We start from the raw sequence: 21,092 nt of genomic DNA, 5'->3' as shown, positions 1-21,092 counted from the left end.
AGGATTTTTATCGGTACTTAAAAATGCAAAAACGGCGCTGTCTGACAGCGCCGTTTTTAACTCTCATAGCAAGCCGGTTTTATCGGAACCGGTCACATTTTACCCTTTATGGCAATGCACGCGCGGCCTCAGGGCTCACTTCCAGCATATTGATGGTCAGATGGTGCATGATCCAGAGCGAGCCAATCAGCACGATCGCCAGAATAAGCACGGTAAAGAGCAGTGCCAGCAGTGTCCAGCCGCCTTCTGATTTGGAATCCATATGCAGAAAATAAACCAGATGCACAATCATCTGCACCGCACCAAAAGCCATGATAATGGCAACGGTTACGGTTGTATCAAAATATTGCCCCATTACCACACCGAAAGGAATGGCGGTGAGAATGACAGCAAGGATGAAACCAATCACATAATTTTTGGTTTCACTGGCGGAAGCTGCGGTTTTATGTGCGGAACTCATGCCAGAACTCCCATCAGATAGACAACCGAGAAGACACCAATCCAGACAACGTCAAGGAAGTGCCAGAACAGGCTGAGGCACATCAGGCGTGTCTCATTTTTTTCTGTAAGGCCGGAGCGCAGAACCTGTGCCACCAGTACCAGAATCCAGATCAGACCGGTGAGAATATGCAGGCCATGGGTGCCAACAAGAACAAAGAAAGCCGACAGGAATGCCGAACGGCCGGGCCCTGCCCCCTCTTCAATCATGTGATGAAACTCATAAAGCTCCATCCCAAGGAAGGCTGCACCAAGCAGGAAGGTCACAAAAATCCAGCCAAGCATAGCGGATTGTTTTTTGTGCGCCATAGCGATCATGGCCAGACCATAGGTCAGGCTGGAAACCAGCAGAAGAGCAGTTTCAACAGCAACAAATTGCAGGTCAAACAGCTCCCAGCCTGTTGGCCCTCCCGCATAGGCACGCGAGAGAACAGCAAAGGTGGCAAACAGACCTGCAAAAATGATGCAGTCGCTCATCAGATAAATCCAGAAGCCGATCAGTGTCGTGCCGCGGGAATCGTGATGTTCGTGATCATCCTCGTGATCAGCAATATGCGTTACAGCAGCACTCATGACTTAACTCCTGAAGACTGCAACTGGAATGTGCGGGCATCTTCGATGCGCTTCACTTCTTCAGCGGTGACATAATAGTCACGATTATTATTGAAAGAATGAATGATGCTGATGGCGATAATCGACAGGGCAGAAGCGATTGTAAGCCACCAGATATGCCAGACGCCGGCAAATCCCATCACCACACAAAGCATACCGATGATAAAGCCGGTGCCGGTATTGCGCGGCATGTGAATCGGCTTGAAATTATCGGTTTTACGCTTCACGCCGCGCTTTTTCATATCCCAGTAAGCATCCACATCGTGAACAACAGGCGTTTGGGCAAAATTATAGAACGGAGCCGGTGAAGACAGCGACCATTCCAGTGTACGGCCGTTTTCCCATGTATCACCATTATTATCGCGCAGCTTGTCGCGGTTATAGATTGAGACCATAACCATAAGAACCTGACAGATAATACCGAGAAGAATGATTGCCACACCAATTGCAGCCACGATCAGATAAATCTGCCATGCAGGATTTTCCGTGTGATTGAGACGGCGTGTCATGCCCATGAAGCCGAGAATATAGAGCGGCATGAAAGCAAGGATAAATCCTGTCAGCCAGCACCAGAAAGCACGTTTCCCCCAGCGTTCATCAAGACGGAAGCCAAATGCTTTCGGGAACCAGTAGATGAAGCCCGCAAAACAGCCAAACAGCACACCGGAGATAATCACATTATGGAAATGCGCAATCAGGAATACAGAATTATGCAGTACAAAATCCGCAGGCGGAATAGCCAGCATAACACCGGTCATGCCGCCGACAACAAAGGTACACATAAAGCCGACGGTCCACAAAACCGGCGTTTCCATACGAACACGCCCCTTATACATTGTGAACAGCCAGTTAAAGACCTTCGCACCGGTAGGGATCGAGATGATCATTGTGGCAACACCGAAGAAGGCGTTGACACTGGCACCGCCGCCCATGGTGAAGAAATGGTGCGCCCAGACCAGAAACGACAGCACGGTAATACAAACGGTTGCATAAACCATAGATGTATAACCAAACAGGCGTTTACCGGAGAAAGTTGCAATCACTTCAGAGAACACACCAAAACATGGCAGAACCAGAATATAAACTTCAGGGTGCCCCCAGATCCAGATGAGGTTGATATACATCATCGGATTGCCGCCAAAATCATTGGTAAAGAAATGCATGCCAAGATAACGGTCGAGCATCAGGAGCGCCAGGGTTACGGTAAGAACCGGAAAAGCGGCAACGATCAGAATATTGGAGCAAAGCGCCGTCCAGGTGAAGACCGGAACTTTCATCATTGTCATGCCGGGGGCGCGCATTTTAATGATGGTTGCGATCAGGTTTACACCTGAGAGCAATGTGCCCATCCCTGAGATCTGCAAGGCCCACAGATAATAATCCACACCGACATCAGGGCTGTATTCAATGCCTGAAAGCGGCGGATAGGCCAGCCAGCCGGTTTTGGCAAATTCACCGATCCCGAGAGAAATATTCACCAGCAACGCACCGGCAACGGTAAGCCAGAAGCTGAGTGAGTTGAGATAGGGGAAGGCCACATCGCGTGCGCCGATTTGCAAAGGCACAGCAAAGTTCATCAAACCGACAATAAAGGGCATTGCCACGAAAAAGATCATGATCACGCCATGGGCGGTAAAAATCTGATCATAATGATGGGGCGGCAAAAAGCCTTCATTAGCGCCCGAAGCAATAGCCTGCTGCGCACGCATCATCACGGCATCGGAGAAGCCGCGAAACAACATGACAAGCGCCAGCACAATATACATGATACCAACGCGCTTGTGGTCAACAGTTGTCAGCCAGTCACGCCACAGCACACCCCATTTACGAAAATAGGTGATCGCTGCAAGCAGAGACAGACCGCCGAGACCAATTGCGGCCAGAGTGACCATCACAATCGGTTCGTGGAATGGAATATCCGCTAGGGTAAGTTTTCCGAACATTTTTCTTACACTTTTAATGGCAAAACATCATACGCAACACGCAATCAGTGAATTTGCCTGGCCAGAGCATTTCAGTTTTTCACAGAAGCGATGAAATGCTCTAATTTTTACGCATTATCCGGATGCAAAACCACTTCGCACTTTTGCTGGAAATGCTCTGATCACGGCAGCCTGTCAGTTGGACTGTGGCTCCGCAGGCGATGTTTTGTTTACAGAAGATGTAATGAATGGCGAAAGTTTCTGCACGCTGCCGCCACCATGGCTGACACAAGGGGTTTTGCCGTCAACACAGCGCCCGATAATGGCACTGAACAAGCCCTGCTCGGTGGATGCATAATGCGTAACCGGATTGCGTTCTGAAGGCTTGTCCAGCTCCAGATAGCCCGCACGATTGAGAATCTTATCCGATGTCCGCACTTGCGCGACCCATTTTTCAAAGTCGTCTTCGGTTTTGACACGGGTAATGAAACGCATTTGCGCAAAACCTGCGCCGCTGTAATTCGCAGACATACCGTCATAATCACCGGTCGCATTGCCAATCAGATGCAGCTTGGTCTGCATGCCAGGCATGGCATAGACCTGACCGCCCAACGCAGGAATAAAGAAAGAATTCATCATATGGCCGGAAGTGATGCGAAAATTGACCGGACGATCAACCGGCATAACCAGCTCATTCACCGAGGCAATGCCCTGCTCCGGATAAATGAACAGCCACTTCCAGTTCATCGCCACCACTTGCACTTCAACCGGTTTGCCGGCCACATCAAGCGGGCGATAGGGATCAAGCTCATGGGTCTTGATCCAGGTTACATAAGCCAGAATGGCAACAACAATACAAGGAATAGTCCAGACAAAGGCTTCAATCTTATTGGAATGGTGCCAGTCCGGCTCATATTCATTATTATTGGTTGAACGGTATTTATTGGCAAAATACAAGGTTGCAATAATCACCGGAACCACGATCAGCAACATAATCACTGTCGAGAAAATAATCAGATCGCGCTCCTGAACGCCGACAGCGCCTTTAGGAAACAGAACGACCTGCTGGCAACCTGCCAGAATTGCCGTGAGCATCAGCACTGCACCAATACTGATCGGCCGGAATAATCCATGTTTCATTTAATTTTTCCGTCTTGAATGCACCCGGGACAGGTCGCATATCAACATTCACCTGAATATTTCCGGCCTCACCCAGACTCCGGAAATATATGAGCCTACCGGAAACATCCTGTTATGCTGCCTGCCATTTTCAGGCAGGAGTGTATATACAGTCGTTTCGGTAAATTCTGAAACTTGCAGACAAACAAAGCCTGCAATTTAATATTGCCGGCCTGTTCACGGCACTTCAGAAGATGATGCAATCCGCATCCTACCGCATCTTCTTATTATTCTGTCAGGCGCAATTGCTGTGCAAAACCATGACTGCCCAGCCGATTCATTTCGCGCTCACAGATTTTTTTCAGTTTCTATAAACAGGAAAATATCCAAACAGCAAGGTGAATCTTATTCACTTTTTTGCGTCACCAGCGCAATAATTGACGATTCTCTTATATAAAAAAGCCTGCCTCTTTTTTAGTAAGCCTGCGCAAATATCGGTAAAATAACACAATAATACCCTCAGGAGATAAATCATCAGGGCTTGCCACCGGCATGACAGCGGTTTTTTGCAGAATTGTCGCAACCTCGATTTTTTTAAACGGATAATCCGGAGCAATATTTAAAAAAGGCAAAGTTTAAAAACGAAAAAGGCCGGGATTTCCCGACCTTCCGTCAAACGCTTGCAACCAGTGCCAGTACATCCGTGGTCAAAGGAGAAGCGAATTCTTATAATCCGATATAGGTATAGCCCCTGATTGTTTCAAGACTATGACACATATCAGGCAACCGCGCGCACTTGCCGCCCATAATTATAATCCGCATCCTGACGGGCGATATAATCATAAACCTCATCCATACATTGCTGTAACAGATCCAGATCCACCGGCCCCATACGGCTTAAATAAATATCCATCTCAGATGCCGGCACGCCGCGTTTAATCATCTCAACAACCGCCTGCACCACAATCGTCTTCTGATCAAATCTGTAACGCTGCATTGCCCACCTCACACATCCCAGAATATAGATACTATTCCTATCTCAATATGGTTAACATGATATGAACAAAGATGATTTGGCAATGCCAATATACTGTATATTTTCAAAAAGGCGGGATGAGACAAGTATATTGCGGCAATGATAAAATATATAATTATATTATTAAGTTATCATTTAATATATATTTTATATCTTAATAAAGTTTCCCCGCAAAAATGACTTCTGCGGGGAAATGCTCACATTTTTTTGGTTTATGTATTAAGGCTGTGCAAAACCGTCAAACCCTTTTGGCTTGCAAATACTGTAGCGCACCTCATTATCTGGCATCGCTATGGCCGATGATCTCGCGCTTGCCCACATGATTGGCAGGCCCGACCAGCCCTTCCTGCTCCATCCGCTCCACCAGAGAGGCCGCCCGGTTATAACCAATCGACAAGCGCCGCTGAATATAGGATGTGGAGCATTTTTTATCACGCATCACCACCTTAACAGCCTTTTCATAAAGGTCATCGCCTTCATCATTAGCCATATCGCCCTTGTCAAAGACTGCACTGTCTTCTTCCGGAGTGTCCATATCCTCCTCATCCGCAGTTACAGTAGCCAGATAATCCGGACGTCCCTGTTCCTTCAGATGATTGACGACCTTTTCAACTTCCTCATCCGATACAAACGGCCCGTGCACACGTACAATACGACCGCCGCCGGCCATATGCAGCATATCTCCCTGCCCGAGAAGCTGCTCTGCACCCTGCTCACCAAGAATGGTGCGGCTATCGATCTTTGAAGTGACCTGAAAGGAGATACGGGTCGGGAAATTGGCCTTGATCGTGCCGGTAATCACATCCACTGACGGGCGCTGTGTTGCCATAATCAGATGAATACCCGCCGCACGCGCCATCTGAGCCAGACGCTGGATCGCACCTTCAATTTCCTTGCCGGCCACCATCATCAGATCGGCCATTTCGTCAACAATGACGACAATATATGGCATCGGCGTCAAATCCATTTCCTGTTCTTCATACAGGATTTCACCGGTTGCCTTGTCAAAACCTGCCTGCACCGTGCAGGTAACAGTTTCACCTTTTTCACGCGCGGCCGCCGCACGGGCATTATAGCCATCAATATTGCGCACCCCAAGACGCGACATCTTGCGATAACGCTCCTCCATTTCGCGTACCGTCCATTTCAGTGCCACAACGGCCTTTTTCGGATCGGTCACAACCGGGGTGAGCAAATGCGGAATACCATCATAAATTGACAGCTCCAGCATTTTCGGATCAATCATGATCAGGCGGCATTCTTCCGGCTTCATGCGATAAAGCAGCGAGAGAATCATGGTATTGATCGCCACCGATTTACCCGAACCGGTTGTACCCGCAACCAGAAGATGCGGCATCTTTGCCAGTTCGGCAATCACCGGCTCACCGCCGATTGTCTTGCCAAGACACAAGGCCAGACGACAATTTGTCTTCTCAAAAGCCGGCGATTCAATCAGTTCACGGAAATAAACCGTCTCACGGATTGCATTTGGCAATTCAATACCAATCACATTGCGCCCCGGCACCACCGCAACACGGGCAGACAGCGCAGACATGGAGCGGGCAATGTCATCTGCCAATCCGATCACACGGGATGATTTGACCCCGGGCGCCGGCTCAAACTCATAAAGTGTAACCACAGGCCCCGGGCGCACATGGATAATCTCACCGCGCACACCAAAATCCTCAAGAATACTTTCCAGAAGACCGGCGCTGCGCTCCAGCATTTCCTGAGAAATAATCGCACCGTCCTTATAAACAGGCTGCTGCAGCAAATCACGCGGCGGATATTCATAAGCTTCAGATGACATCACAGTGCCGGCTTCAATCGCTGTGGGCGAAAAAATCGACAAGTTAATTGCAGCCGAAGAATTGCGCGATGCATTGGCCTGCAAATGTTGCGTATTTGCCTGCCCGGCCACAGGTTCTGCTGCTACAGCCGTTTCCGCTTCTTCGGCAATAGCGGTTTCCGGCTGCTGTCCGGCTGCATCTGTAACTTGTTCTGCGTCGGTTTCTGTATTTGTTTCTGCCGCAACCGCTTCATTCTGCACAACAGTTGCCGCCTCTGCCGGTGCGGTCAACATGGTCAGGCCTGAAATGCCGAGAGAATAGGCCGGCAACTGATAACCGCTCAGGCCAAAGCTGAAAGATGGCAGGAACGGATTGGATGCAACAGCACCCGCCGGTGTTTGTGCTGCAATCTGCGGTTCTGCATGATCAGCCGATGGCTGCGGCGCTTCTGTTTCATTCTTTTCCGGCTCCGCTTCTGCCGCAGGGGCGGAAGTTTCAGCGGCAATTTCTTCACCGGTTGCTTCAGCAAGAGTGGAGGCAGATTCCTGCAATTCAGCCTGCAGGGGTGCCGTCTCATCCGCCGGATGCCACTCAACGGTGCGGAACATGTTCAAAATTGCAGATGTGTCTTCAGCCGTTTCCGCAGTTTTTGGCTTATCTGCCGGTGCGTCAAAAGCCGGAGCAATGGCAGCAACAGGGGCAATTGCGGGCACTGTTGCAGCCTCAATGGCTGCGGGCACCACATCCGGAATGCCGGCAAATTCCCAGAAAGCAAAATCCGACAGCTGGCTGAGTGTCAATTGCTGGCCGGACACGGGGTCGCTTTCCTGTGATCTGGCAACGATTGGTGTCGCTGCAATTTCTGCATGATCCTCAATTTTCAATTCAGGCAGATGTGAAACAACAGCATTGACAACCTCGGCTTCCGGCACGACGGAAACCACAGGCGCAACAGGGTGCCCCGTCAGCACTTGCGCCGCCTCCACATGCGGGGCAACCGGCACTGAAGGCAAACGCAGACGTGCCGCAACAATCACACTGGAGGGGCCGCGTAAAACCGGTGTCTGACGCACAGGCTGAGCCTGAGCAGCCGGCATGGATGCCGGTGCGGAAGGTTCCTCCGGCTTTTCTGCCTGTGGCTGTTCCGCTTCTTCCGCGCCGAATTCTTCGATCAGCTTGGCGCGCAAACGCATCAATTCGCTTTCAGGCGTGCGGGTAAAACGAACATTTTCAGCCAGCGCAAAAGCGTTTTTCCAGACCTGCTCGCCAGAGCCGAACTGCTCATGCAATAACGGCCCCTGATAGGCAACATGCGGGCTTGGCACAATCATGGAAGGATTGGCAGGCTTTGGCATTGCCAGACCGGCAGGTTTCGGATGAACCGGCACAGAAGGCACATCCGGCACAATAGTATCCGCCTCTGCACTCTGCCTTGCCGCCGCAGCCTGTGCCGCCTTGTCTTCCCGATCCTGATCCATCCAGTGTTTAACCGCAAAATTGCTGTTCATTTGCTTACTCCTGAGCGGGGATGACGGGATAGCCGGCGAAGATGAAGAAGCCACTGCCGGCGCAGCAACCTCACGCACAACTGCGGGAGCATAACTAAGCGGCGAAGCGGAAGCGGCCGGCTCCGCCGCTGCAGAAACATTCTGCTGTGCTGATAAAGATGAATAGCTATTGGACGGCATTGCTTCCGGTCTCTGCATTTCCTGCTGCGGAGATACCGGTTCACGCATGCCGGCAGAAGCCGCGGAACGGCCAGACATTGCAATGGAGAAGTTGGATCGGGGAATACGCATGGACCTGAAAAACCAAAAATACGCTACTGAGTTCTGTCCACAAAGTAATAAAAAATGAAGGTTAATAAGTTCCTTCCAAAACCGGTTATGCATGCATTCCAGCGGCGGCACATTGCCTTTGACCAGCAACATATATTCAAAAATAATTTATATTTTTCATATATTTATTCATGTAAAAACATGGGAAGACATGAGGAAGAATATTTAATATGGCAGCAAGGCTCCCCTTTGCGGGGCTTATAGCCATGCGGCCTTGCCTTTGAGGCTTTGCCGCCTTTATTCAGCCTCAACAGCTTTATAAGGGAACAGTTTCAATCAGGAGCGGCGCCGGTTTAATCTGAATCACCGCAACCGCTCTTGATAGATATTTTATCGCATTCTCCGCACAAAAAGTTGTTGCAGGCTTTTGGTCCGGTAATGCCCTGAAAAATAGCTGTCGCTGGTAAAACAAGAGCACCGGTAACAGATATTTGCATAATTTAACCGCGTCTGCGCCTATTTGCGCCAATAATATGCTCGCAATCATGCGGCTTGTGGAGTAAGGAGGCGCAAAACGGCATGTTGCCCAACGACTGCCCGAAAAAGACGTGAACCGCTTACTCCACACAGAGATGGTGATAATTATGTTTTCTTATCAGCGTTATGCAGTTTTAACTTGTGTTGCGCTTTTGACAATTGTCTCACTTATCGGCGCTGTCTTCTATAGTCACTGGCTTCTCCTTATTACCGCAATTTCAGGCGCATTGCTTGGCTTGGGTATTCATGACATGTGGCAGCGTAAACATGCGATTCTTCGCAATTATCCCATCATTGGTCATATGCGTTTTCTGCTGGAGAGCATCCGTCCGGAACTGCGCCAATATATTATTGAAGGCGACCGCGATGAGGAACCGTTCAGCCGTGAAATCCGCGGCCTCGTCTATCAGCGCGCCAAAGGCGTGGAAGACAAGCGCCCGTTCGGCACGATCGAGAATGTGTACCGCTCCGGTTATGCCTGGCTCACCCATTCTGCCCAGCCGACCGTGATCAAGAACACCGATTTTCGTGTGCGTATCGGCGGCTCGTCCTGCAAACAGCCTTATGATGCAAGCCTGTATAATATTTCTGCCATGAGCTTTGGCGCCTTATCGGCCAATGCCATTCTGGCACTGAACAAGGGTGCCAAAAAAGGCGGTTTCGCTCATGATACGGGCGAAGGCAGCATCAGCCGCTACCACCGGGAGGGCGGCGGCGACCTGATTTATCAGATTGCTTCCGGTTATTTCGGCTGCCGCAATGATGATGGCAGTTTCTCTCCGGAAAAATTTGCGATTCAGGCGGCTGATCCGCAAGTCAAGATGATTGAGGTCAAGCTCAGTCAGGGCGCAAAACCCGGCCATGGCGGTATGCTGCCCGCCTCCAAAATCTCTCCGGAAATTGCCGAAGCACGCGGCATTCCTATGGGTAAGGACTGCATCTCACCGCCGGCGCACAGCACATTTTCCACACCAATCGGTATGATGGAATTTATCGGCCGGCTGCGTGAACTTTCCGGCGGCAAACCTGTTGGCTTCAAATTATGTATCGGTCATCGCCGTGAATTCATGTCCATGGTCAAGGCCATGCTGAAAACCGGCATTTATCCGGATTTTATCGTTGTTGACGGCAAGGAAGGCGGCACCGGCGCCGCGCCGCTGGAATTTGCCAATCGCGTTGGCATGCCCATGCTGGAAGGCCTGACCTTTGTGCATAATACCTTACGCGGCGCCGGTATCCGCGATGAAATAAAAATTGGCGCTGCGGGTAAAATCGTCTCTGCCTTTGATATTGCCCGCACCTTTGCTCTTGGAGCTGACTGGTGCAATTCCGCACGCGGCTTTATGTTTGCGGTGGGCTGCATTCAGGCGCAATCCTGCCACACCAATACCTGCCCTGTGGGTATTGCCACGCAGGATTCGCTGCGCCAGCGTGCCATTGATGTGGGCGATAAAAGTGACCGTGTTGCACGCTTTCACCGCAATACAATGCATGCACTGGGCGAACTGGCCGGTGCGGCCGGCCTCAACGATCCGCGTGATTTTATGCCCTACCATTTCATGTTCCGGCAAAAGGACAATGAATTTCTTGATGGTAATGAGGTCTATCCTTATCTGCCAAATGGTTTTCTGGTTTCCGGCCCTGAAATTGAAGAGCTCTCCGATTGGTACAGCCGCTGGGATCGCGCTTCGGCTGAAACTTTCGCCCCGCCGGAAATTCCGCACGGCCCCTTCACGCGCCGCAAAATTGCAGCCTGATTTTTGATCGGAGCGGTTTCTTATTTTAAAGAAACCGCTCTTTTCATTTCTGCTTATGTTTTCCGGGCTTTTATAAAACCTGTTTGACATTTTCCATATATCCATTATTCCGGATATATGGAAAATAAAACTGCAATCACCGCACTTGCCGCATTGGCACAGCCAACAAGGCTCGAAGCCTTCCGGTTGCTGGTAAAATATGAGCCTGAGGGTGTGCCGGCAGGCGAACTGGCACGTCTGCTCGATGTGCCGCAAAACACAATGTCAGCACATCTTGCCACATTGTCACGTGCAGGCCTCATCAAAGGCGAGCGCCAAAGCCGCCTGGTCATTTATCGTGCGAATCTTGAGAAATTTCAGTCACTTACCCTGTTCATGATTCAAGATTGCTGTGGCGGCAGTGCGCAACTGTGCCAACCGCTCATCAAAAAACTTTCATCCTGCTGCACACAAACTCCGCATCACCCCCCCGGCACTTCCGGCACATTGAGCTGATACCCCCTGATATAAACCTGTTCCATTGCAGATTTATCAAACTGGCCGCGAGAAATATCATGTCCGTTTTTGAAAAATATTTATCCCTTTGGGTTACCCTCTGTATCATCGCCGGCATTGCTTTCGGGCATATGTTTCCGCAGTTTTTTCAAATCATCGGGTCTGCAGAGATTGCCAAGGTTAATATTCCGGTTGCCGTGCTGATCTGGCTGATGATTATTCCGATGCTGTTGAAAATTGATTTTTCAGCCATGCGTCATGTCGGTCAGCATTGGCGCGGCATCAGTATCACCCTGTTTGTTAACTGGGCTGTCAAACCTTTCTCCATGGCTTTATTGGGCTGGCTGTTTATCGGCTGGCTGTTTCGCCCCTATCTTCCGCAGGATCAGATTGATTCTTATATTGCTGGCCTGATCATTCTTGCTGCCGCTCCGTGTACTGCCATGGTTTTTGTCTGGTCGAGCCTGATCAAGGGCGAGCCGCATTTCACGCTCACACAAGTGGCAATCAATGATGCCATTATGATTATCGCCTTTGCGCCGATTGTCGGCTTGCTGCTGGGGCTCTCGGCCATTACCGTACCGTGGAATACGCTGCTTTTTTCCGTTGTTTTATACATCATCTTTCCGGTGCTTATTGCACAAATCATCCGCCGCAGCCTGCTATCCGGCAATCATGATCAACGCCTGCAAAAACTGATAATTACCCTGCAGCCATTATCACTGGCCGCACTGTTTGCCACGCTTGTTTTGTTGTTTGGTTTTCAGGGGGAGCAGATTATTGCCAAGCCGCTGATCATCGCCATGCTGGCTGTGCCAATCCTGATACAGGTTTATTTTAATTCCGGCCTTGCCTATTATCTCAACCGGATTTCCGGTGAAAAACACTGTATTGCAGGGCCTTCGGCAATGATCGGGGCTTCCAACTTCTTCGAACTGGCCGTTGCAGCCGCAATCAGCCTGTTCGGTTTCAGTTCCGGTGCGGCCTTGGCAACGGTTGTCGGCGTGCTGGTTGAGGTTCCGGTTATGCTTTCTGTTGTCCGGCTCGTGAACCGCTCAAAAAACTGGTATGAGCAAGGCAGCGCCCCGATAAAGACGGCTGACCAGATAACAACAGGTGAAATGTAATGTCTGTTACCATTTATCATAATCCGCGATGCGGCACATCACGCAACACTCTTGCCATGATCCGCGCCAGCGGTGAAGAACCGGTGATTATCGACTATATACAGAATCCACCGACAAAAGAACGGCTGAAACAACTGCTCTCAGCGATGAATATCACCCCGCGCGCATTATTGCGTGAAAAGGGCACGCCTTTTGCAGAACTGGATCTGGCCAATCCGAAATGGACAGATGACGAATTGCTGGATTTTATGCAGCAACATCCTGTGCTGATAAACCGCCCTATTGTGGAAACACCGCGCGGCACCGCGCTGTGCCGCCCTTCAGAAAAGGTGCTTGATCTTCTCAATCATCCTGTCTCTGCCTTCACCAAGGAAGACGGCGAACAGGTGAATTATAAAGGAAAGCCATCCTGATTTCCGCAGACTGCATTTTTACACCTGTTGGCTGTATTTCATAAGATATGGCCCACAGGGCAATTTAGCGGCTGCATTTCCAGCCATTTTCAGAAAACCCCGCGCTTGCAGCAAGCCAATCCTGCGCAAATAAAATCAAAGACTTCTGAACATTTTCATAATTCCAAGAAAACCAAGTCTTCTCGTTACAAACCTTAAGAAGGTCACTCATTTAACCTGAAGCAGAAAACTGAAATTATCCATTCTACCGCATTTTCAATATACTAAAGGATAGGCACAAGAATGACCATTAACAATACTGATCCGTCCATCAAAATATGATCGTTTAATGATAAAAAATATAAGTAATTATATTTTCACGACTCGACAAAATTTTTAATACCGATTAATATTTGTTATTATAATTCATCGAGGAATGGTCTTGCGTATTTTCCTTTTAATTATATCATTTATAATTACTTCATCTTCTGCTCAGGCCAACCTGCAATATGAATCGCTTTCTGAAAATGGACTTCCTACCGTTCTCTTGATAAAGGGAACTTTTGAGCATAATGATGATTTATCTTTCTTTCTTAAGGCAGTTCAAAAGCAAAATACCGAGATCATCATATTCAACTCCAGCGGCGGGAATGTATATAAGGCTATTGAGCTCGGGAAAATTATCCGAACATTAAAACTACATACAATACAGCTTCGCGGAATGGAGTGCTCCTCCGCTTGTTCACTTGCATTTTTGGGGGGCGTTATCCGGTTTGCAGAGGCAGGATCAATCGGAGTTCATAAATCTTCATTCATTAATGCCAGCGGCATGGATGCAAATACTGCAATTTCAAACATCCAGAAGATAACTGCAGATATAATGGGCTACATGACTGAAATGGGGGTAGATGCCAACCTGCTTCAGCTTGCCCTGCAATATGATAGCAATGATATGCGCTACTTATCTTTACGAGAGATGGAGAGCTTTAACGTTATAACCACACAACAAACAGAACGACCTTCATCTCTACCACAAATTGCAGCTACGCCATCTACCACCGCTAACACCTCATCAATGTACTCAACCCCACCGCAAACTAACCACAAACCAGCTTATAGTCCAAATTTGAGTATTCCCGCTGCTCGCTCTGGTATCATCCACCACCCCAAGAAAAAGGCCGCAATCAAATTCGATCCTGATAATAAATCACGCACCTTAATAGAATTGAGAAACGGCGCTACGGTATATTTACAGCCGTACGACAAACAATGGTACAAGGTAGTGTATGGTGACTACATGGGCTATATGCATCACTCATGGGTACATGTTGATCAATACGAGTTACCGAAATCAGAAAAGCGATACATACAGATCAGCAGTTTTGATAATTATGCTGACGCCTTGGAATATATAAACAAGTCAAACCTCAATCTAGACATCTATCTTTCAACAAATGGCTGGCTAGCTGTAACCTTAAGTGAAACTTTTAGCCACTCTGATGCAATCAAGGTATTAAATAATTTAAAAAGCAGAAGAATAATACCTCAAGACTCACGGTTCAGCTACGGTAACACATATGTGAGAAAACTTTAATTATTTATTTTCTTATAATATATAAATAAGAATGTGCATTATACTAAGTAAAATACAAAAAATCACTAAATATCCGTCATTTTTTTCAATACAATATACAACCACAGAAATCATGCCATTTTAATTATAAAAACAATAAAACGCTACTGATAATCAAAGATGATCTTTTCGAAGATTGCACAATTATATCTGAAACCAGCGAATCAAAGAAGACTTAAACAAGCACGACTAAAAGCGGAGCAGGTATATGGGGTAGGTAGCGCAGTGCGCAGCGAAACTTCAAAATTATTAACCTGTTGATTTTTAAAGATAAATAACTTCACATAGTGAATGGTGGAGCCAAGCGGGATCGAACCGCTGACCTCTTGCATGCCATGCAAGCGCTCTCCCAGCTGAGCTATGGCCCCATTCCCGATCATGTTTTGAGAACATGCCGACCTGAGCGTCGGTTCCGGTGATGCGAAGCAGATTGCTGTCTGTTCGTGACGGCTACATAAATGGCCTTTCAGACAAGATCAAGAGGAAAAATCAAACTCTTTTAAAGATATACAGATTATTTTCAAAATTGCGGGAAAACTGCCCCGCACGCCCTGCAAAATAAACAAGAACACCCTGCATCATTGCTGATACAGGGTGTTTTTGATTCTGTGGAAAAATCAGCGATTAATTTTCATCATCATCGCCGACGGCGCCGCTGCCGCCAAGAAGACCGGACATATCATCGTCCTCATCTTCATCATCTGCCGTGAGAAACGGATCATCATCATCACCCAGATCCACATCATCATCACCCAGATCAGGAATATCATCACCCTTTGCCTCATCATCCGCATCTTCCAGAGATACGAATTCAGGTGAATCCAGCGCCACATCCAGTTCTTCGGTTTCGACCTCTTCCTCTTCAGCGCGAGCATCAAGGGTGGATTCGAAATAAGACAGCGGATAAGATTTACCTGTATAGGGGGAAACAATGGGATCCTTATTCAGGTCATAGAATTTTTTGCCCGTTTCCGGATCGATACGTTTTGTGCCAAGTTCAGGTTTTGCCACGTCAAGCCTCATGAGTTGTGCCGGCTGCGGCATCCGCCCATCTCCTGAAACAAGAGATATAACCGGAACGCCTTTTCGGTATTTTTGGGTGCATAAACGGATTTCGATGTCTTTGTCAAAGCTAAAGACGCATGTTTTACCAAAACATCGCCGATTGCCAGCCCCTGCAGCATAAAATTACACGCATATTGCAGGATGACCTGCACAAAAACCTATGCTAGACCTTGATCACCACGATTGACCGCGCTGTCCTGAAACGCGCTATAAGCATAAAAACGGCAGCACAAACTGACTGTAATATTAATATTATGTCTCATTCACATATTTCTCCGGCTGCAAAGCCTGCAATCTCCCGCCGCTCGCGCGATCTGAAAGGCGATATTCGCATTCCGGGAGACAAGTCGATTTCTCACCGTTCTTTCATGTTCGGCGGCCTTGCCTCAGGTGAAACCCGCATTACCGGCCTGCTGGAGGGAGAAGATATTCTGGCCACCGGCAAAGCCATGCAGGCCATGGGTGCGCAAATCCGCAAGGACGGTGATATCTGGATTATCAACGGCACCGGCAATGGCTGCCTGCTGGAACCGGAAATGCCGCTGGATTTTGGCAATGCCGGCACAGGCGTGCGCCTGACCATGGGGCTGGTTGGCACTTATGATATGAAAACCGCGTTTCTCGGCGATGCATCACTGACATCGCGGCCAATGGCCCGTGTGCTTAATCCGTTACGTGAAATGGGGGTACAGGTTGAAGCCGCTGAAGGCGACCGCCTGCCGCTGACATTGCGCGGGCCGCGCACAGCCAACCCGATCCGCTACCGTGTGCCGATGGCTTCTGCGCAAGTGAAATCAGCCGTGCTGCTTGCCGGCCTCAATACGCCGGGCGTAACCACAGTGATTGAGCCGGTCATGACCCGCGATCATACGGAAAAAATGCTGCAGGGCTTTGGCGCGGATCTGAGTGTTGAGACGGACAAGGATGGTGTGCGCCATATTCACATTACCGGTCAGGGCAAGCTGACCGGCCAGATCATAGATGTGCCGGGGGATCCGTCTTCCACCGCCTTCCCGCTGGTGGCGGCACTGATTACCGAAGGCTCCGACATTATCATCCGCAATGTGTTGATGAACCCAACCCGCACAGGCCTTATCACCACCTTGCAGGAAATGGGGGCTGACATTGAGGTGCTCAATGCGCGCCTTGCCGGCGGTGAAGATGTGGCAGACCTGCATGTGCGTTCATCAAAACTCACCGGCATTACTGTGCCGGTTGAACGCGCCCCTGCCATGATTGATGAATATCCGGTTCTGGCCATTGCCGCAAGCTTTGCTGAGGGTGAAACCGTTATGGACGGAGTTGATGAGCTGCGGGTTAAGGAATCAGACCGCCTTGCAGCTGTTGCCCGCGGCCTCGAGGCCAACGGCATTGCCTGCACAGAGGGTGAAAACATATTAACCGTGCGCGGCAATCCATCCGGCAAAGGCTTTGGCGGCGGCATGGTTGCCACCCATCTTGATCACCGCATTGCCATGAGTTTTCTTGTGCTGGGTCTGGCCACGGAAAAACCGGTAACAATTGATGATGCCACAATGATTGCAACCTCATTTCCGGAATTTATGGATATGATGCAGGGTCTTGGCGCGGATATCACATTGACCGGAGCCCAATAATCGCAATGCAAAATCAAGCCTTCATAATTGCCATTGACGGGCCTGCCGCCTCCGGCAAAGGAACACTTGCCCGCAATCTCGCCAGACATTATGGTTTTAACCATCTGGATACCGGCCTCACCTATCGTGCTGTTGCCAAAGCCCTGATTGACAAAGGGTTACCGCTTGATGATGAGGCAATCGCAGCAGGCATTGCACAGGAGCTCGACTTAAAAGGGCTGGATCGCACTCTGCTTTCTGCCCATAATATTGGCGAGGCTGCTTCCAAAGTGGCTGTAATGCCGCAAGTGCGCCACGCTTTGGTTGAAGCCCAGCGCAAATTTGCCCAAAACCTGCCAGGCACTGTCTTGGACGGGCGTGATATCGGCACCGTTGTCTGCCCTGATGCACCGGTCAAGCTCTATATTACGGCTTCGGCGGAAGTGCGTGCGGAGCGCCGTTTTAATGAAATGCGTGCAAATAATGTCAATGCGGATTATAATGCGGTTCTGGATGATCTCAGGCGCCGCGATGAGCGCGATATGAAACGCTCTGCCTCTCCGTTGAAGCCCGCACATGATGCGCACTTGATCGATACCAGTAAAATGGATATAGAAGCGGCATTTCTTGAAGCTAAAAAGCTGATAGATGCAGCATTGCGCAACTGACTATCCTCTGAATTTCAGAAATACGGATTGCGTTATATATTAAATTGTCTGCGTTCAGGCCATGCGCCGGATTGTTCTTGAATTAAAGAACGGCTTGTTTTCAGACATAACCGAAACACTAACCCCCGGCGCCGTATCGCGTGAATATCACGGATACATCAGGAGTCTACATGTCAGATTTAAACCCGACACGCGAAGATTTTGAAGCCCTGCTGGCCGAGTCCTTCGCCAATAATGACCTTGCTGAAGGTTATGTTGTTAAGGGCCGTATTGTTGCCATTGAAAAAGATATGGCAATCATTGATGCAGGTCTCAAAGTTGAAGGCCGCGTGCCGCTGAAGGAATTCGGCGCCAAGGGCAAAGACGGCTCGATGAAGCCGGGCGACGAGGTAGAAGTTTACGTTGAGCGTATTGAAAACGCGCTTGGCGAGGCTGTTCTGTCGCGCGAAAAAGCACGCCGCGAAGAAAGCTGGGTTCGCCTTGAAGAGAAATTCGGCAAGGGTGAGCGCGTTGACGGCGTTATCTTTAATCAGGTTAAGGGTGGTTTCACCGTTGATCTTGACGGTGCCGTTGCGTTCCTGCCACGCTCTCAGGTTGACATTCGCCCAATCCGCGACGTGACCCCGCTGATGCACAATCCGCAGCCGTTTGAAATCCTGAAAATGGACAAGCGTCGCGGTAACATCGTTGTGTCCCGTCGTACTGTTCTGGAAGAATCCCGTGCAGAACAGCGTTCTGAAATCGTTCAGAACCTTGAAGAAGGCCAGGTTGTTGACGGCGTTGTCAAAAACATTACCGATTATGGTGCGTTTGTTGACCTCGGCGGCATTGACGGTCTGCTGCACGTGACCGATATGGCATGGCGCCGTGTGAACCATCCGTCTGAAATCCTGACCATCGGTCAGCAGGTCAAGGTTCAGATCATCCGCATCAACCAGGATACACATCGTATTTCTCTGGGCATGAAGCAGCTGGAAAATGACCCTTGGGATGGCATCGGCGCAAAATATCCGATCGGCAAGAAGATCTCCGGTAATGTGACCAACATCACCGATTATGGTGCATTTGTTGAAATCGAACCGGGCATTGAAGGTCTGATCCACGTTTCTGAAATGTCCTGGACAAAGAAGAACGTCCATCCGGGCAAGATTCTTTCAACCTCTCAGGAAGTTGAAGTGGTCGTCCTCGAAGTGGATCCGGTCAAGCGTCGTATTTCGCTCGGCCTCAAGCAGACTCTCGACAACCCTTGGACAACCTTCGCCCAGAAATATCCGGCCAATAGCGTTGTTGAAGGTGAGGTCAAAAACAAGACCGAATTCGGCCTGTTCATTGGTCTTGACGGCGATGTAGATGGCATGGTTCACCTCTCCGATCTCGACTGGAACCGTCCGGGCGAACAGGTTATCGAAGAGTATAATAAGGGCGATGTTGTCAAGGCAGTGGTTCTCGATGTGGACATCGAAAAAGAACGCATCTCGCTTGGCATCAAGCAGCTGACCGGCGACAGCGTTGGTGAAGCAGCCTCTTCCGGTGAATTGCGCAAAAACGCAGTTGTTTCCTGTGAAGTAACCGGCATCACCGATGGCGGCGTGGAAGTTAAACTTGTTGATCACGACATTGAAAGCTTCATCAAGCGCTCCGATCTGTCGCGTGACCGTGACGAACAGCGCCCAGAGCGTTTCTCCGTTGGCCAGAAAGTTGACGCACGCGTTGTCTCCTTTGACAAGAAAACCCGCAAATTGCAGGTTTCCATCAAGGCACTCGAAATTGCTGAAGAAAAAGAAGCTGTTGCCCAGTATGGCTCTGCAGATAGCGGCGCATCGCTCGGTGACATTCTTGCTGCTGCAATGAAGAAGTCTGAAAATAACTAATTTATGAACAGGGCTTTATCCATGTGATTGAGCCCTGTTTATTCTGTTATAAAAAATCCCCCGCCGGAACAATCCGGCGGGGGATTTTTTATAAGATCATCAGGTCAATCCGGTTTTTTTTAAAGGCCTCACTCAGGCAACACCCAGAACAGCGATCAATGACAGGCTGATTGCCCCCAGCGCCAGCAGCGAAAAAACAGCCGTCAGGGTTACACGTCCACCGGCCTTGAGAACCGAGCGCACATCCACACCAAGCCCGAGCCCTGCCATGGCAATCACTGTCAAAACAGTGCTGGTATCATGCAAGGGATCAAGCACCGCCTGCGGAATGAGAGACAGACTGCGCAACGCCATCATGGCCAGAAAGCCGATAATAAACCAGGGCACCATTTGCGATAATTTGGGACGATGGCCGCCAGACTGCGCCCCGATAATACCAATTGTCACAATAACAGGCCCCAGCATCAACACACGCACCAGCTTAACCAGCGTGCCGATCTGCACACTCAATGCTGCAACCGGCGCTGTGGCCGCCAGAACCTGCGGTACTGCATAAACGGTAAGTCCTGCCAGAATACCATATTGTGCTGCAGATAAATCCAGCAGCGGCACCAGCAAGGGCAGGCACAACACCACGACAACACCCAATACCGCCGTAAAAGCAATGGAAGAAGCCACATCATCACTATCGGCGCCAATCACCGGCGCGGTGGCGGCAATGGCGGAATTTCCGCAAATTGAATTGCCACAAGCAACCAAAACCGCCATGCGGTGCGGCAAGCGCATCATCCGGCCAATCATATAGCTCAAACCAATCGACACCAGAACAACAGCGGCGATGCCGGCAATCAATGCAGGGCCTGCCTGCATCACAGCTTCAGCACTGATAGAAGCCCCCAAAAGCACAATGGCAATCTCCAGCACTATTTTGGCAGAAAACTGAATGCCGGCATGATAGAGCGCAGGCAGTTTAATCAGAGAACGCACCGCCGCGCCAAGCAAAATGGCCAGCACAATCGCCTCCAGCCATGCCCGGCCCAAAATCCGCGCCTCGGCAAGCTCCAGCCCCAGAGCTGCGGCGCTAACCAATAGGCAGAGCATAAAACCTGGCAGAATACGGGTAAGATTAGAAATATTACTATGCTGCATCATTGCAATTCCGATAATTTTTCTAATCCTATCGTCTATTTTAATTAT

The 21,092-nt window shown here is 49.5% G+C and carries 17 protein-coding genes and 1 tRNA gene; 8 read left to right on the top strand and 10 right to left on the bottom strand.

All coding sequences use genetic code 11. From position 1 onward, the window contains the following. Positions 1–106: 106 nt before the first annotated feature. The 6 genes from cyoD to ACSTTO_RS10295 form a co-directional block, all read right to left on the bottom strand. The gene (gene cyoD / locus ACSTTO_RS10320; RefSeq protein WP_439273103.1) at positions 107–460 is read right to left on the bottom strand and encodes a cytochrome o ubiquinol oxidase subunit IV; all 354 of its coding nucleotides are present in this window, start codon (positions 458–460) and stop codon (positions 107–109) included. After that, positions 457–1,071, bottom strand: coding sequence for a cytochrome o ubiquinol oxidase subunit III (gene cyoC / locus ACSTTO_RS10315; protein ID WP_439273102.1), 615 nt, complete (start codon positions 1,069–1,071; stop codon positions 457–459). Before cyoC ends, cyoD begins: the two co-directional genes overlap by 4 nt. Then, the gene (gene cyoB, locus ACSTTO_RS10310) at positions 1,068–3,053 is read right to left on the bottom strand and encodes a cytochrome o ubiquinol oxidase subunit I (protein ID WP_439273101.1); all 1,986 of its coding nucleotides are present in this window, start codon (positions 3,051–3,053) and stop codon (positions 1,068–1,070) included. Before cyoB ends, cyoC begins: the two co-directional genes overlap by 4 nt. A 174-nt stretch (positions 3,054–3,227) precedes the next feature. Continuing rightward, positions 3,228–4,172 carry a ubiquinol oxidase subunit II gene (gene cyoA, locus ACSTTO_RS10305; RefSeq protein WP_439273100.1) on the bottom strand — a complete coding sequence of 315 codons (945 nt, stop codon included), beginning with the start codon at positions 4,170–4,172 and terminating at the stop codon, positions 3,228–3,230. A 757-nt stretch (positions 4,173–4,929) separates the two neighbouring features. Beyond that, on the bottom strand, positions 4,930–5,148 hold the full coding sequence (locus tag ACSTTO_RS10300) for a hypothetical protein (RefSeq protein WP_439273099.1): 219 nt from the start codon (positions 5,146–5,148) through the stop codon (positions 4,930–4,932). Positions 5,149–5,464: 316 nt separating this feature from the next. Then, entirely contained in the window at positions 5,465–7,990 is a 2,526-nt protein-coding gene (locus ACSTTO_RS10295; protein ID WP_439273274.1) for a DNA translocase FtsK, read from the bottom strand. A 1,409-nt stretch (positions 7,991–9,399) separates the two neighbouring features. On the opposite strand from ACSTTO_RS10295, the gene ACSTTO_RS10290 reads away from it, so the two are divergent. The 4 genes from ACSTTO_RS10290 (at position 9,400) to arsC (ending at position 13,084) form a co-directional block, all read left to right on the top strand. Beyond that, positions 9,400–11,049, top strand: coding sequence for an FMN-binding glutamate synthase family protein (locus tag ACSTTO_RS10290; RefSeq protein ID WP_439273098.1), 1,650 nt, complete (start codon positions 9,400–9,402; stop codon positions 11,047–11,049). Positions 11,050–11,166: 117 nt separating this feature from the next. Next, positions 11,167–11,544, top strand: coding sequence for an ArsR/SmtB family transcription factor (locus ACSTTO_RS10285; protein ID WP_439273097.1), 378 nt, complete (start codon positions 11,167–11,169; stop codon positions 11,542–11,544). Positions 11,545–11,603: 59 nt separating this feature from the next. After that, on the top strand, positions 11,604–12,671 hold the full coding sequence (gene arsB / locus ACSTTO_RS10280; RefSeq protein WP_439273096.1) for an ACR3 family arsenite efflux transporter: 1,068 nt from the start codon (positions 11,604–11,606) through the stop codon (positions 12,669–12,671). Beyond that, the gene (gene arsC, locus ACSTTO_RS10275) at positions 12,671–13,084 is read left to right on the top strand and encodes an arsenate reductase (glutaredoxin) (RefSeq protein ID WP_439273095.1); all 414 of its coding nucleotides are present in this window, start codon (positions 12,671–12,673) and stop codon (positions 13,082–13,084) included. Before arsB ends, arsC begins: the two co-directional genes overlap by 1 nt. A 64-nt stretch (positions 13,085–13,148) precedes the next feature. On the opposite strand, the gene ACSTTO_RS10270 is transcribed toward arsC, so the two are convergent. Further along, positions 13,149–13,295 (bottom strand): hypothetical protein, encoded by a 147-nt coding sequence (locus ACSTTO_RS10270; RefSeq protein WP_439273094.1) that lies wholly within the window; start codon positions 13,293–13,295, stop codon positions 13,149–13,151. A gap of 210 nt (positions 13,296–13,505) precedes the next feature. Between ACSTTO_RS10270 and ACSTTO_RS10265 the strand changes: the two genes are divergently transcribed. Further along, positions 13,506–14,657 (top strand): COG3904 family protein, encoded by a 1,152-nt coding sequence (locus ACSTTO_RS10265; RefSeq protein ID WP_439273093.1) that lies wholly within the window; start codon positions 13,506–13,508, stop codon positions 14,655–14,657. A 331-nt stretch (positions 14,658–14,988) separates the two neighbouring features. On the opposite strand, the gene ACSTTO_RS10260 is transcribed toward ACSTTO_RS10265, so the two are convergent. Further along, positions 14,989–15,064 (bottom strand) — tRNA-Ala (locus ACSTTO_RS10260). Positions 15,065–15,320: 256 nt separating this feature from the next. Continuing rightward, the gene (locus tag ACSTTO_RS10255) at positions 15,321–15,707 is read right to left on the bottom strand and encodes a TIGR02300 family protein (RefSeq protein ID WP_439273273.1); all 387 of its coding nucleotides are present in this window, start codon (positions 15,705–15,707) and stop codon (positions 15,321–15,323) included. Positions 15,708–16,015: 308 nt separating this feature from the next. Here ACSTTO_RS10255 and aroA point away from each other — a divergent pair, with 308 nt between their 5' ends. From aroA to rpsA, 3 genes are all read left to right on the top strand, one after another. Then, a complete protein-coding gene (gene aroA, locus ACSTTO_RS10250; protein ID WP_439273092.1) occupies positions 16,016–17,377 on the top strand; it encodes a 3-phosphoshikimate 1-carboxyvinyltransferase in 1,362 nt (453 codons plus the stop codon). Between the two features lie 5 nt (positions 17,378–17,382). Next, on the top strand, positions 17,383–18,024 hold the full coding sequence (gene cmk / locus ACSTTO_RS10245; RefSeq protein WP_439273091.1) for a (d)CMP kinase: 642 nt from the start codon (positions 17,383–17,385) through the stop codon (positions 18,022–18,024). A gap of 170 nt (positions 18,025–18,194) precedes the next feature. Next, the gene (rpsA, locus tag ACSTTO_RS10240; protein WP_439273090.1) at positions 18,195–19,895 is read left to right on the top strand and encodes a 30S ribosomal protein S1; all 1,701 of its coding nucleotides are present in this window, start codon (positions 18,195–18,197) and stop codon (positions 19,893–19,895) included. Between the two features lie 132 nt (positions 19,896–20,027). On the opposite strand, the gene ACSTTO_RS10235 is transcribed toward rpsA, so the two are convergent. Continuing rightward, the gene (locus tag ACSTTO_RS10235; RefSeq protein WP_439273272.1) at positions 20,028–21,044 is read right to left on the bottom strand and encodes a YeiH family protein; all 1,017 of its coding nucleotides are present in this window, start codon (positions 21,042–21,044) and stop codon (positions 20,028–20,030) included. Positions 21,045–21,092: the final 48 nt, after the last annotated feature.

Origin of the sequence: Pseudochrobactrum albidum, assembly GCF_051851455.1 — a bacterium.
Taxonomy (GTDB): Bacteria; Pseudomonadota; Alphaproteobacteria; order Rhizobiales; family Rhizobiaceae; genus Pseudochrobactrum.
The sequence above is the reverse complement of the archived record's forward strand: the minus strand, read 5'-3'. Positions and strand labels throughout refer to the sequence as shown.